This window comes from Candidatus Corynebacterium faecigallinarum (assembly GCF_052264515.1).
GTDB lineage: Bacteria > Actinomycetota > Actinomycetes > Mycobacteriales > Mycobacteriaceae > Corynebacterium > Corynebacterium faecigallinarum.
In genome coordinates, this window is record NZ_JBQQOC010000001.1 from 167,086 (window position 1) to 180,752 (window position 13,667).

General features: G+C 66.7%; 12 protein-coding genes. 10 read left to right on the top strand and 2 right to left on the bottom strand.

Annotation, left to right across the window (positions count from 1 at the left end; translation table 11 throughout):
* The first annotated feature begins 34 nt into the window (after positions 1–34).
* The 6 genes from ACTXPP_RS00765 (at position 35) to galE (ending at position 5,874) form a co-directional block, all read left to right on the top strand.
* Complete coding sequence (locus ACTXPP_RS00765; RefSeq protein ID WP_301495786.1) at positions 35–610, top strand: DUF3099 domain-containing protein; 576 nt, start codon at positions 35–37, stop codon at positions 608–610.
* Positions 600–2,225, top strand: coding sequence for a DUF7782 domain-containing protein (locus ACTXPP_RS00770; protein WP_301495788.1), 1,626 nt, complete (start codon positions 600–602; stop codon positions 2,223–2,225). Before ACTXPP_RS00765 ends, ACTXPP_RS00770 begins: the two co-directional genes overlap by 11 nt.
* Positions 2,222–2,695: a D-aminoacyl-tRNA deacylase gene (dtd, locus tag ACTXPP_RS00775; RefSeq protein WP_301495790.1), complete on the top strand. Its 474-nt coding sequence runs from the start codon at positions 2,222–2,224 to the stop codon at positions 2,693–2,695. Before ACTXPP_RS00770 ends, dtd begins: the two co-directional genes overlap by 4 nt.
* 127 nt (positions 2,696–2,822) lie before the next feature.
* Positions 2,823–3,953, top strand: a complete 1,131-nt coding sequence (locus ACTXPP_RS00780; RefSeq protein ID WP_301495791.1) for a sigma-70 family RNA polymerase sigma factor — start codon at positions 2,823–2,825, stop codon at positions 3,951–3,953.
* 147 nt (positions 3,954–4,100) lie between these two features.
* Positions 4,101–4,847 carry a metal-dependent transcriptional regulator gene (locus ACTXPP_RS00785; protein ID WP_301495793.1) on the top strand — a complete coding sequence of 249 codons (747 nt, stop codon included), beginning with the start codon at positions 4,101–4,103 and terminating at the stop codon, positions 4,845–4,847.
* 10 nt (positions 4,848–4,857) lie between these two features.
* On the top strand, positions 4,858–5,874 hold the full coding sequence (gene galE, locus ACTXPP_RS00790) for a UDP-glucose 4-epimerase GalE (RefSeq protein WP_301495795.1): 1,017 nt from the start codon (positions 4,858–4,860) through the stop codon (positions 5,872–5,874).
* Here galE and ACTXPP_RS00795 read toward each other — a convergent pair.
* On the bottom strand, positions 5,831–7,213 hold the full coding sequence (locus ACTXPP_RS00795) for a DUF4192 family protein (RefSeq protein WP_443340445.1): 1,383 nt from the start codon (positions 7,211–7,213) through the stop codon (positions 5,831–5,833). The two genes, galE and ACTXPP_RS00795, sit on opposite strands and share 44 nt — an antisense overlap.
* 187 nt (positions 7,214–7,400) lie before the next feature.
* On the opposite strand from ACTXPP_RS00795, the gene ACTXPP_RS00800 reads away from it, so the two are divergent.
* Both ACTXPP_RS00800 and ACTXPP_RS00805 read left to right on the top strand, forming a co-directional pair.
* Positions 7,401–8,429 carry a PAC2 family protein gene (locus tag ACTXPP_RS00800; RefSeq protein ID WP_301498656.1) on the top strand — a complete coding sequence of 343 codons (1,029 nt, stop codon included), beginning with the start codon at positions 7,401–7,403 and terminating at the stop codon, positions 8,427–8,429.
* 9 nt (positions 8,430–8,438) lie between these two features.
* Positions 8,439–10,988: a DEAD/DEAH box helicase gene (locus ACTXPP_RS00805; protein WP_301520549.1), complete on the top strand. Its 2,550-nt coding sequence runs from the start codon at positions 8,439–8,441 to the stop codon at positions 10,986–10,988.
* A 62-nt stretch (positions 10,989–11,050) separates the two neighbouring features.
* Here ACTXPP_RS00805 and ACTXPP_RS00810 read toward each other — a convergent pair whose 3' ends face one another.
* Positions 11,051–12,058 (bottom strand): hydrogen peroxide-inducible genes activator, encoded by a 1,008-nt coding sequence (locus tag ACTXPP_RS00810; protein WP_301496958.1) that lies wholly within the window; start codon positions 12,056–12,058, stop codon positions 11,051–11,053.
* Positions 12,059–12,241: 183 nt separating this feature from the next.
* On the opposite strand from ACTXPP_RS00810, the gene ACTXPP_RS00815 reads away from it, so the two are divergent.
* Both ACTXPP_RS00815 and ahpD read left to right on the top strand, forming a co-directional pair.
* Positions 12,242–12,838: a peroxiredoxin gene (locus ACTXPP_RS00815; protein WP_301496957.1), complete on the top strand. Its 597-nt coding sequence runs from the start codon at positions 12,242–12,244 to the stop codon at positions 12,836–12,838.
* On the top strand, positions 12,839–13,363 hold the full coding sequence (gene ahpD / locus ACTXPP_RS00820) for an alkylhydroperoxidase, AhpD family (protein ID WP_301496955.1): 525 nt from the start codon (positions 12,839–12,841) through the stop codon (positions 13,361–13,363).
* Positions 13,364–13,667: the final 304 nt, after the last annotated feature.

Genomic DNA, 13,667 nt, shown 5'->3' on the forward strand with positions numbered 1-13,667 from the left:
TGTGCTGTGACTGTGCAGGACTACGGTGGACCCCATGCCAGACAACGAGGACGCCACACAGCGGCAGGACGACAGCCGCGACCCACGGCGTCCGCAACAGTCGCACCCTCCGCTGCGGGACAGCGGTGACGAGGTGTCACTGATCACCACGGCCAAGAAGCCTCGGCTGGACGACTGGCGTCACCGTAAGCGGGTTTATGCGGCGTTGCAGCTGGCCCGTATCCCGTTGCTCGTCCTGGCGGTGGTGGCCTACGCCTGGCTGCACAGTCCGCTGTTGGCCGCGTTCTTCGCCGTCGCGTCGTTGCCGTTGCCGTGGGTCGCGGTGCTACTGGCGAATGAAAAGGCACCGGACACCGAGAAGGGTCAGCCGAAGGTCTACAAGCCGGCCCTGGTCCGTCAGCAGCGGCAGGCGATGCGTACTGCGCTGGAGTCAGGCACCGCGGGCACCCACCGTCCCCAACTTGACGGCGGTGACTCCGCGGCGTCGGAGTCCGAGGTCATCGACGCTGAACCTGAGGACACCCCTGGCGAGATGGATGACACCGGCAGCACAGACAGCACAGAGAGCACAGAGAGCACAGAGAGAAACGAGGATCCTGATGAGCGCTGATGTCCAGTCCCCCGCCCTCGGCGACCTGGTCCGGGCGCTGACCGCGCTGGACTACAGCGCCGACCTGGTGCTCGCCGCCCTGGGGCGTGAAGGTCACGCCGAGGCGTTGTCCGGCAACCCCGGTGCCGCGGTGTGGCATCTGACCCGTCGCAGGGACACCGGTGCTGTCGACCCCCGGAGCGCCACCCTGACAGCGGTTTTCTTCCTCCGGGAGCCGGTGGAGTTCGGCGCCGTCGCCGGGGTACTCGGCGATGACCTGGCAGATGACCTGGTCGCCGCCGGCATCCTGGCGGCCGACCAGACTGATACGGACGCCTTGGTGCGCTCCACCATCGACATCCGCCCGGTGACTCACGACCGCCACGGTGATGGCCGCCCGGTGCTGATCGCCTCGGACCCGGATGCCTCGGCAGCCACCACCACCCGCCGCAGTGACCACGTTCCCGGAGTGGGTCAGGCTCCGTTGACGCTACTCAATCAAGTTCCGGCATCCCCCACCGAGAGTCTGCTGGACCTCGGCACCGGGTCCGGGGTCCTGGCACTACTGTTGCCCGCCGCCCGCACGGTGGCCACCGACGTCAACACCAGGGCCCTGGACTACGCCCGTGCGTCCGAGCGCAGCGTCACCGGCACCGATGCCACCCCGGTCGACTTCCGGGAGGGCTCCTGGTTCGAGCCGGTGACTGATGAGACGTTCACCCGCATCGTGTCGAATCCCCCTTTCGTCGTCGGCCCTGCGGAGGACGGCCAGATCTACCGTGATTCCGGACTGGAGCTGGACGGTGCCTCCCGCACCGTCGTCGAGGGCGTCGCAGCCCACCTCGCCCCCGGCGGCACCGCGCACCTGCTCGGCGCCTGGGTCACCAGCCTGACGGAATCCCCGGCGAACCGGGTGGCCTCCTGGCTACCGTCCGAGGGTATCCGCGCCTGGGTCGTCCAGCGCGACGAGGTGTCGCCGTCGGTGTACGTGCGCACCTGGTTGTCGGACGCCTCGGTCGACCTCCGTTCCCCGGAGGGACGACGACGGTGCACCCACTGGCTCGACTACCTGCAGCAGCATGACGTGGCCCGGATCGGCATGGGGTACGTGCATCTGGAACGCATCGACGGACCCTCCGAAGTGACCTTCGAGGTGCTGGACACCCCGGACCTGGAGTTCTTCGGTGATGAGGTGGCCGAGCACTTCACCCGGGCCGCCTGGCTGGCCGAAACCGATGCAGACCGGCTCCTGGACGCCCGGTTCCAGGTGCGTCCGGGGCTGGCGAGGGAGACCGTCGAGCTGGCGACGATCGGCACCGAGGACATCCCTGCCGTGGGCTTCCACCCGGAGGTCCTCCGGCTGACCCGTACCGAAGGGCCGCGCTACAGCCACGAGGTCGACGCCCCACTGTCGGCGGTCATCGCCGGCCTGTCCCCGCAGGGGTTGAGTCTGCGTGACACCGCGGAGCTGTACTGTGCGGTCAACGGGCTCGACGAAGACGAGTTCACCACCGCCCTCGTTCCGCTGGTGGTCGACCTCGTACGCCATGGTCTGGTGCTGCCCGTCGAGCTGGTGGATGGCCTGGGCGACACTGACGACAGCGACGACAGCGGCTTCAGCGGGGCGGAACTGTGAGGGCGGTGGTCAGTACCGTGGCGACCGCCTCGGTGGTCGTTGACGGTGAAGTCGTCGGTCATGTCGACGCTGACCGGGACGGTGCCGGACGCGGCGCGTTGCTCGCCCTGGTCGGGGCGGGACGCGACGACGACCCGGAGGCCTGGGCCACGGTCGCACGGAAGATCGCCGAGCTGCGGATCCTGCCGCCTGCCGGTGAGTCATGGGAGTCCGGGCGTGACGTCAGCGCCCAGGACAACGGTGCCGAGGTCCTGGTGGTCAGTCAGTTCACGCTGATGGGGGCGACGGCGAAAGGTCGGCGACCGTCATGGTCGCCGGCCGCGCCCGGTGAGCAGGCGGCCGAGGTCCTCGAGAAGATCGTGGACGATCTGCGGTCCCGGGGGATGCGGGTGGAGACCGGTCGGTTCGGGGCGATGATGGAGGTCTCGTCCACCAATCTCGGACCATATACCCTCATCATCGAGGCATGATCCCGACCACCACCCCCACATTGGTGTAATTCGTTCCGGGGCCGCACATGACCCGGGGAACAAAACTATCGGGTGCCCCGTTGGCATAGTCAGAGCTTCAGACACCCAAACCCAGGAGGTCAGCCAGATGGGCAACCGCAGTACCAAGGGCGCCGGCACACCGGCGGAGAACGACATTCTGGAGACGACCGCCACAGACCGGGATGTACCGGCAGACGTCGAAGACCTCGACGAATCCGCTGTCAACGACAACCCTACCGACAGCTCCGGTGACAGTTCCGACGGCGACACCGACAGCGAACGCAGCGCCCCCGAAGACAAGGGTCGCCGCCGCGGTAACAACGAGAACCCTTCGGCTGACCTGGTGCGGGTCTACCTCAACGGCATCGGAAAGACCGCCCTGCTGACCGCCCAGGACGAGGTCGAGCTCTCCAAGCAGATCGAGGTCGGCCTGTACGCCGAGCACATCCTCGACAGCGGTGAGAAGCTGACCCGCGCGACCAAGCGCGACATGAAGGTCCTGGCCCGCGAGGGGCGCGCCGCCCGCACCCACCTGCTGGAAGCGAACCTCCGCCTGGTGGTGTCCCTGGCCAAGCGGTACACCGGCCGAGGCATGCCGCTGCTGGACCTGGTCCAGGAGGGCAACCTTGGACTGATCCGCGCCATGGAGAAGTTCGACTACGCCAAGGGCTTCAAGTTCTCGACCTACGCCACCTGGTGGATCCGCCAGGCGATCACCCGTGGCATGGCCGACCAGTCGCGCACCATCAGGCTGCCTGTCCACCTGGTCGAGCAGGTCAACAAACTGTCCCGGATCAGGCGGGAGATGTACCAGCACCTCGGCCGCGAGGCCACGAACGAGGAGCTCGCCGAGGAGTCGGGCATCGATGAGTCGAAGATCGAGATGCTCCTGAAGCAGTCCCGTGACCCGGTGAGCCTGGATATGCCGGTCGGTTCCGACGAGGAGGCCCCGCTGGGCGACTTCATCGAGGATTCGGAAGCCACCGACGCTGAGGCTGCGGTCGTTGCGTCGCTACGCCACTCCGATGTCCGCGCGGTGCTCGACACCCTCGAGGAGCGCGAGCAGGACGTCATCAAGCTGCGCTACGGTCTCGACGACGGCATGCCCCGCACCCTGGACCAGATCGGACGCTGTTTCGGCCTCTCCCGCGAGCGGGTCCGCCAGATCGAGCGGGAAGTCATGTCGAAGCTTCGTGAGGGTGACCGGGCTGCCCGACTGCGCGAATACGCCGTGTGACCCTCACAGACGAGGCAGGGCAGGCGAGCACCGGTCACCACCGGACGGTAATAACGTGTACCTTGTGAATTACCGCTGTGTGAATAGTTCCCTCACATCGCCCGTCCAGGTTGACGGGCCCGTGTTTCAGAGAAAGGTAATGGTCGAGTGAAGGACCTCGTCGATACCACCGAGATGTACCTCCGGACGATCTATGAGCTGGAGGAGGAGGGCATTCCCCCGCTGCGTGCCCGCATCGCCGAGCGGCTCGAGCAGTCCGGCCCGACGGTGAGCCAGACTGTCGCCCGTATGGAGCGCGACGGACTCCTCTGGATCGCCGACGACCGTTCCCTGAAGCTCACCGAGGAGGGTCGTGACCACGCGACCGCGGTGATGCGTAAGCATCGCCTCGCCGAGCGCCTGCTGGTCGATGTCATCGGCCTGCCCTGGGAGTCCGTCCACGACGAGGCCTGCCGCTGGGAGCACGTGATGGGCGTTGAGGTCGAGAAGCGCCTGATCAGTGTGCTGGACAACCACTCGACGTCGCCGTTCGGCAACCCGGTCCCGGGCCTGGACAAGCTGGGCGAGGCTGATCCGGTCCCCGAGGACGGCTCAGTGACTGACCCTGTGGACGACACTGAGGTCAGGGCTGATCCGGTCCCCGAGGACGGCTCCCACCGCGCCGCCGACATTGACCTGAGTGCGCCGACGAAGGCCACGATCGTCAGCTTCAACGAGATCGTCCAGGTCGAGCACAAGGTGATCAGCCAGCTCGGCCAGAACGACATCCGCCCGGGTGTCACGGTGACCATCCAGGACACCCCGGACGGACTGACCATCACCACCGAGGACGGTTCCGTCGTCGTCGTGCCCGAGGGGCTCGGTCACGCGATCCGCATCGTCATCGAGAAGTAGGTCTACGCGTATGGCACCGGTTGCACCGGGCACCTCCCCCGCCGGCGACCATGTCCTGGTCACCGGCGGCGCGGGCTATGTCGGTAGTGTCTGCGCCACCGTGCTGGTGGAGCAGGGCTACCGGGTCTCCGTGATCGACGACCTCTCCACCGGCAACCGGGACGCCGTCCCCGCCGGCGCCACCTTCTTCGAGGGCGATGTGCTCGACCGCGCCGCCGAGGTGCTCGCGGACGACTGCACCGCGGTCTTCCATTTCGCCGCGAAGTCCCTGGTCGGCGAGTCCGTGTCCGCCCCGGACATCTACTGGCACGGCAATGTGGTGACCACCCTGGAGCTGCTCGACCTGATGCGTTCCCACGGGGTCGACAACCTGGTCTTCTCCTCTACCGCCGCCTGCTACGGCGAGCCGGAGAGCGTCCCGATCACCGAGGACATGCCGACCGCTCCGACCAACCCCTACGGGGCCTCGAAGCTGTCCATCGACCAGATCATCACCTCCTACGCCCGGGCCTACGGTCTGGGTGCCACAAGTCTTCGGTACTTCAACGTCGCCGGCGCCTACGGCGCGGTCGGCGAGAACCGTGAGATCGAGACCCACCTGATCCCGCTGGTACTGCAGGTCGCCCTGGACGCCCGCGAGAAGATCATGGTCTTCGGTGATGACTGGCCGACCCCGGACGGCACCTGTGTGCGTGACTACATCCATATCCGGGATCTGGCGGATGCCCACCTGCTGGCTGCACGCTCCAACACCCCGGGTACCCACCGGATCTTCAACCTCGGCTCCGGTGACGGCTACAGCGTGCAGCAGGTCATCGACGCCTGCCGCACGGTCACCGGCCATCCCATCCCGGCCGAGGTCGCACCGCGTCGCGACGGGGATCCGGCGACGCTGATCGCCTCCTCCGCACGCGCCATCGAGGAGCTGGGCTGGACCCCCACCCGCTCCGACCTGACGACGATCGTCTCCGACGCCTGGGCGTTCACGTTCCAGCTCGGCGAGCGAGCGCGGTTCGCACAGCGCTGACCGCCGCCCGGTCGACAGCTGCGGCCACGCCTGGCTCTCCACTGAGCCCGTCCTCCAGTCGCCGGCTGCCGGCCTCGAGGATGTCGATCACCATGGGTGCCGCCGAGCCGTCGCACATCCCGGTGACGATCTGTTGCGCGAGACTGTTCGACGTCGCCTCTGCCACCACCATGGTGAGGAACTCATCGGCGAGCAGCTCCCCTGGCCCCCTCAGAACCCCCGGATCATCGGTATCCCCACCGGCCAGGCACAACCGCGCCGCCTGCAGTCCCAGCGCGCCGTTGCGTCCGCACACCCCCAATACGGCGATCAGCGCCAGGGCCCGGTGACGCAGCACAGGACCGGCCAAGGAGACGACCTCCAGCAGCAGTGCCTCCACGGCGACACTGCCGGAACCCAACCCCAGCACCACCAGCGCGGGAAACAGTTCCGGTGACATGCACATGTCGAAGACCACCTGCGCCAATACCGGATCCGCTAATCGGCGACGCACCTCCGCCCGGGCCATCTCCAGGTCCGCCCCGCATCCCACCGGGATATCGGCGGGCCCCGGAATCTCCGCCGCCGTCTCCGCCGCCGTCTCCCCCACCCTCGGATCGACCACCGCGGCGACCTCCATCAGCAACGAGCATAGTACTACTGTGCTGGGCTCTGTGTCCCCGTCCCCGATCAGGCCGTCCCCCGCTACCTCAGTCGTCCCGCCGACCCCGGTTCGCCAGCTGTCGGGCAATGTGGGAATCGCCCTCGGCACCGCGTCGGCCTGACCCAGCAGCCCGGCGAACTCCTCCGCCGACAGCGAGCCGTCGAATTCCCCGGGCTGCAAGGTGCTCCGGACCGGATTGTCCTCGGCCGCCCCCAACATCCCCTGGCGCAGACACCACCACCTGCCTTCGGCCCCGTGGCGTTGCACCGCCCGCCACCGCCGTCCTGCCTGTATCTCGTCGATCAGGAGAGTCTCGGTGACCGCGATCCCGAACCGGGCGAGCCTGTCTTCCGCAGCCCCCAGTAGGTCGTCGACACCTCCGGACAGCGGCCACGACTCGGGATCGATGACCATGGCGACCACCGAGGGTTCCTCGCAGCCGGCCAGAGCACGTTCCAGAGCGTGGACTGCCTCGCGCAGGGCTGCGCCGTCAAGATCGAGGCGGACCACCGGGCCGACCCGACGGGACCTGTCCTCCTCCCGCATCCCCACGAGAACCAGACTCGACCGGGGGCGGAATCCCAGCAACGCCGGAACAGCCGTGATCAGTAGCCCGGGGTCCGAACCGAGGGAGATGGCGTTGTCGGGGCCGGGAATGTCATCGTCCGGCGTGGTGTTGTACGGCATGAAGGTCATGGGTCGATCTTCCCCGCAGCCCGCGGCGACGACCATCGTGTCGTGGGTGTTCTCCAATGAACATGTGGATAACCCGACCCCTGTGGATAACACGATTCCTACCGCCTGACCTCCGCCGATGGCACGGAAAGCGACTGGTAGGCTTGAAATGTGCGCGAGTTGCGACAGTGAAGGGAGTTTCGCACCGATGCCGAAGGACAACCATATGTACGAACTGGAGTACCCCGGTCCCGCGCTGGACACCGGGGATGCTGCCGGTGGTCTGTCGATGGTGGTAGCGCTCCAGGGCTACGCGGATGCCGGCCACGGCGTCCAGCAGGCCGGACAACATCTGCTGCAGGCGCTGAACCACTCACCGGTGGCGAATTTCAACGTCGACGAGTTGATCGACTACCGGTCACGCCGCCCCGGGGTCACCATCGACTCCGGCCAGGTCGTCGACCGGGAGGACCTGTCGATCACGCTGCATCGGGTAGAGGACACGGACGGACGCCCCTTCCTGCTACTCACCGGCCCCGAGCCGGATCTTCGCTGGGAAGCGTTCTCCAAGGCCGTCGCCGAACTCGCCACGCGCACCAACGTTGAACGCACGATCACCCTGTACGCCGCACCGATGACGGTGCCGCACACCCGCCCGCTGGTGGTGTCGGCGCACAGTTCCGACCAGTCGCTCACCGAGGAGATGCGTGCCTGGACCTCCAGGATGATCATCCCGGGGGCGGCTGCGCTGGACATCGAGCTACTGCTGTCCCGGCGTGGACTGACCACCGTCGGCCTGACTGCGCACGTCCCCCACTACATCGCCGCGTCCGACTACCCGGAGGCGACCTACGGGCTGCTGCACACCGTGGAGAAGGTCGCCGAGCTGTCCCTGCCGCTGCGGGCGTTGCAGGCGGACATGGACAAGGTGCGTCAGCAACTCGCCGAGCAGGTCGACGACTCCGCCGAGATCGCCTCGGTCGTCGGGGCCCTGGAACGCCAGTACGACGAGGAGATGGCGCGGATCCGCCGCAAGACGGAGAACGCACTGCTCGCCCCGGGCGAGGAGATCCCCTCCGGTGACGAGATCAGCGCGGAGTTCGAGCGCTTCCTCGCCGAGGCCGCCGAGTCTGACGGGATGGACGCGACCGACGCAGCCGACAACGCTGGCGACACTGACTCCGACAGCACCGACAGCACCGACACCGACTCAGACCCCACCGACACCGACAGGTAACCCCGTACCGTGACCAACGCCGACCAGACCCTGGCCGACCTTCTCCCCGACCTCGCCGAAGTTCCCGAGAGTCTCGTCGACGACGCCGTACTGGAGTCTTTCCTGGCGTGGACCCGGGACCGTGGTTTCAGTCTCTACCCTGCCCAGGAGGAGGCCGCCACGGCGCTGGCCGCCGGAGACAATGTCATCCTGGCGACGCCGACCGGGTCAGGAAAGTCGATGGTCGCCACCGCGGCACACTTCATCGCCCTGGCCCACGGCAAGCGGACCTTCTACACCGCACCGATCAAGGCACTGGTCAGCGAAAAGTTCTTCTCGATGTGCGAGATCTTCGGTGCCGCCAACGTCGGCATGATGACCGGTGACGCCACCGTCAACGGCCACGCCCCGGTCATCTGCGCGACCGCTGAGGTCGTGGCGAACATCGCCCTGCGCGAGGGTGCCTCCGCCGACATCGACCAGGTGGTGATGGACGAGTTCCACTACTACTCCGAGCCTGACCGGGGGTGGGCCTGGCAGGTTCCCCTGCTGGAACTGCCGCGGGCACAGTTCCTGCTGATGAGCGCGACCCTCGGTGACACCTCGTGGTTGGAGAAGGATCTCACCGACCGGACCGGGCGTCCCACCACCCCGGTGACCGGGACGGTGCGTCCTGTCCCCCTGGACTTCTCCTACGTCTACACCCCGGTGCACGAGACTCTGGAGGAGCTGGTCGACAACGGCAAGGCGCCGGTCTACATCGTCCACTTCTCCCAGCGTGACGCGGTGGAACGCGCCCAGGCACTGACCAGCATGAGCTTCGCCTCCAAGGAACGTAAGGCCGCCATCGCGGACGCCATCGGGGACTTCCGGTTCACCTCAGCCTTCGGCAAGACGCTGTCGGGTCTGCTGCGCCGCGGCATCGGGGTGCACCACGCCGGCATGCTGCCGAAGTACCGTCGGCTGGTGGAGAAGCTCGCCCAGCAGGGCCTGCTCACCGTCATCTCGGGCACCGACACCCTCGGCGTCGGCATCAATGTGCCGATCCGTACCGTGCTGATGACCGGGCTGGCCAAGTACGACGGCATCAAGCATCGCGTCCTGAAGTCCCGGGAGTTCCATCAGATCGCCGGACGCGCCGGTCGCGCCGGCTACGACACCGAGGGCACCGTGGTGGTCGAGGCCCCCGACCATGAGATCGAGAACTTCCGGCTTCGCCAACGGGCCGGCTCGGACCCGAAGAAGCTCAAGAAGATGCGCAAGAAGTCCGCGCCCGAGGGCCGTGCCACCTGGTCGCAGTCCACCTTCGACCGGCTGACCACCGCCGAGCCGGAGGAACTGGTCAGCCAGTTCCGGATGAGCAACTCGATGCTGATCAACGTCATCGCCCGCGACCAGTGGACCTATGAGGCGCTGAAAGGGCTGCTGCGAGGCAACCATGACACCCGGGCCAAGCAGAACCGTGACATCCGAACCACCCTCTCGCTGTACCGGGGGTTGTTGCAGGCCGGGATCGTGGAGGAGGCCGAGGCCGACACCCCGTCCGGCAAGGATGCCCACCTGACCCAGGAACTGCAGCGTGACTTCGCGTTGAACCAGCCGCTGTCGCCTTTCGCCCTGGCGGCCCTGGACCTGCTCGACCCGGAGTCGGACAGCTACACCCTCGACATCATCAGCACCATCGAGGCGATCCTGGACAACCCGAACCAGATCCTCACCGCCCAGCAGCGGGAGCGACGCGGTGAGGAGATCGCCGCGCTGAAGGCCGAGGGCGTCGACTACACCGAGCGTATGGCCCTGGTGGAGGACATCACGTGGCCGAAGCCGCTGGAGGATGACCTGGAGCAGGCCTACGACATCTTCTGCGAGTCCAATCCGTGGGCCAAGGAGTTCGACCTGGCGCCGAAGTCGGTGGTGCGCGACATGATCGAGAAGGCGATGACCTTCTCCGACCTGGTCGCCACCTACACCCTGGCCCGCTCCGAGGGTGTGGTGCTGCGCTACCTCACCGACGCCTGGCGCACCCTGTCGCACACCGTTCCCCCGGAGCACCGCACCGAGGAGCTGGAGGACATCATCGTCTGGCTCGGCGAGCTGATCCGGCAGGTGGACTCCTCCCTGGTCGACGAGTGGGCCGCGATGACCGACCCTGATACCCCGGTCACCGAACAGCAGGTGGCCGAGCAGGCCTTCGCCGTCGACGACCCGTCACTGCTCAGCGCGAATCCGCGGGCACTGCGACGGATGGTGTGCAACCACTTCTTCCGCCATGTCGAACTCTTCGCCTTCGAGCGGGAGAAGCAGCTCGCCCTACTCGACGACTACCTGGACGATGCCCCGGACTGGCCCGAGGAACTCGACGCCTACTTCGACGAGTACGCGGATATCGGGGTGGATGCCGCCGCACGCTCCCCGCAGCTGGTGCTCATCACCGAGGAGGGACGCCACTGGCGGGTCCGGCAGATCCTGGACGACCCGGAGGGCGACCACGGCTGGGCCTTTGAGGGTGTCGTCGATCTCGACGCCACCGATGACAGCGGTGAGGTGCGGCTCAGCGAGCTGACCGTCGTCCGGGGTTGACGCTGCACGTCACCCGACGTTGGCGCCCGACCTGGCGCCCCCGACCTGGCACCATGATTGATTCAGTCGGCCCGGGCTGCCCTGTCGAAGACGCGTTGACCGTCCTCCAGCGACTCCTGGTAGGCGGTCTTCACGGCGAAGGCGAGGACGCTGAAATCCTCGCCCCGGTGCGAGCTGGTGCGATAGGCCAGGGACACGGTCCGTCCGGCGCTCTGCGCCCCACCGGCGAACCTGGCGAGGCCCAGTCCGGGACGGTCGCATTCGGCGGGCACCGCGCTCATCGGGACCAGCGTGCAGCCCAGACCACCGACGACGCACTGCACGATCGTCGACAACGATGCAGCCCGGGTGACCGAACTGGCCGGCTCCGTCGCCAGGGACGCCGAACGGCACAGGTCCAGCACCTGGTCGCGCAGGCAGTGCCCGTCGTCGAGAAGCAGCAGGTCCAGTTCATCCGAGCCGTTCGAACCATCAGCATCCGCGAGGCCGTGGAGGTCGTCCACCGTGAGGTCGGTGCGTCCGGCGTAGGAGTGGGTCGACGGCACGACGAGGACGAATTCCTCGTGGTACAGGTCGATGTGCGACAGCCCGGAGCCGTCCTCGGGAGAGGCCAGGACCGCAGCGTCCATTCCGCCCTGGCGCAGTGAATCCACCAGGCTGGCCGTTTTCTCTTCGACGATGCGGGGCTCCATCTCAGGAGCGACCTCCGGCAGTGACCGCAGCAGGGTCGGCAGGATGAAGGGGGCGGTGGTCGGGATCATGCCGATGCTGACCTGACCGCTGAGATGGCCCTGCGCGCCCTTGGCGTGACTGACGAAGGCGTCCAAGGAGTCCACGGTCGCCTGTGCGAACGGCAGCAGGGAGCTACCGACGGGTGTGACGATCACCCGGCGGGTGGAGCGTTCGATCAGCTGGACGCCGAGGCCGTTCTCCAGTGCGGCGAGAGCCTGGGACAGTGACGGCTGCGAGATACCGAGTCGTTGGGCGGCCGCACCGAAGTGCCCGTGCTCCGCAATGGTGACGAAGGTACGCAGCTGGGAAATCGTCGGACGATACGGCTTATTAACCATACCTATGAGAATACACCAGGGGAACCTTATGGACCTATACTCACCTTAAAATAGGTCGGCCTTATCGGGCGCCTACAAATAGAAAGGTTTATCTTTTGCACTATCGGCCGGAAGGTGGCATACTTGGACCTAGTTCCAGAAGCACTCCGGTGCTTGTTGTAGATCTCTCAAGGAGGCATTCACGTGTCCATTCTCACCGTCGGCGACCAGTTCCCCGAGTTCGCTCTCACCGCACTCAAGGGCGGCAACCTGCACGAGGCCAACGCCCAGCAGCCGGAGGACTACTTCGAGGAGGTCAGCCTCGACAAGTACCAGGGCCAGTGGAAGGTCGTCTTCTTCTACCCGAAGGACTTCACCTTCGTCTGCCCGACCGAGATCGCCGCATTCGGCAAGCTCGACGACGAGTTCCAGGACCGCGACACCCAGATCCTCGGCGGCTCCACCGACAACGAGTTCGCCCACTTCAACTGGCGCGCCACCCACCCGGAGCTCAAGGGTGTCCCCTTCCCGATGTTCGCTGACGTCCGCCACGACCTGATCCGCGCCCTCGGTGTCGAGAACGCCGACGGTGTCGCCGACCGTGCGACCTACATCGTCGACCCGGACAACGTCATCCAGTTCGTCTCCGTCACCCCGGACGCCGTGGGCCGCAACGTCGACGAGGTCCTGCGCGTCCTCGACGCCCTGCAGTCCGAAGAGGTCTGCGCCTGCAACTGGCAGGCCAACGACCCGACCAAGAACATCAACAAGATGGATGTCGTCCAGGAGGCACTGAACTAAATGTCGATCGACAACCTGAAGTCCGGACTCCCCGAGTACGCCAAGGACCTGAAGCTCAACCTCGGTACCCTGACGCGCTCGACCGAGCTCAGTGAGCAGCAGCTGTGGGGCACCTTCGTCGCCACCGCCGCCGCCACCCGCAACGACCAGGTGCTCTCCGAGATCTCCGACGAGGCCAAGCAGCACCTGTCCGACGAGGCCTACAACGCCGCGCTCGCCGCAGCGTCCATCATGGCCATGAACAACGTCGCCTACCGCGCCCGTGGTTGGCTGGGTGACGACTACGCACAGGTCCGCATGGGCCTGCGGATGAACGTCATCGGCAAGCCCGGCATCGAGAAGGTCGACTTCGAGCTGTTCTCCCTGGCTGTCTCCACCATCAACGGTTGCGAGCACTGCACCATCGCCCACGAGAAGACCGTGCGCGACGAGGGCCTGACCAAGGAGCAGGTCTTCGAGGCCGTCAAGATTGCCGCTGTGGTCCAGGGCGTCGCCCAGACCATCGAGATCGAGGACGCACGCTAGAGCCTGCGTCACCGCAGGACTCCCGTGAATCTCCGGTGAGTCCCTGGCACGTCACCGGCACGTCCCTGACCCCCGTCATCACCTCATACGAGGTGACGGCGGGGGTCCGGCGTTTCCGGCCGCGGTGGTAGAATCGCCGGGTGGAATCCAGGGAAACACACAGGGCGACCAAGAGCGAGTCCAATCCGTCCGAGCCCCGGGGACAGGCACGTCAGAGCGGTAGGAACGCTCAGAGCAGTCAGCCGGGCACGACCGGTCAGCAGTCGAAGCGTCGACGTAACCGGTCGGGACGGTCCGGCTCGCG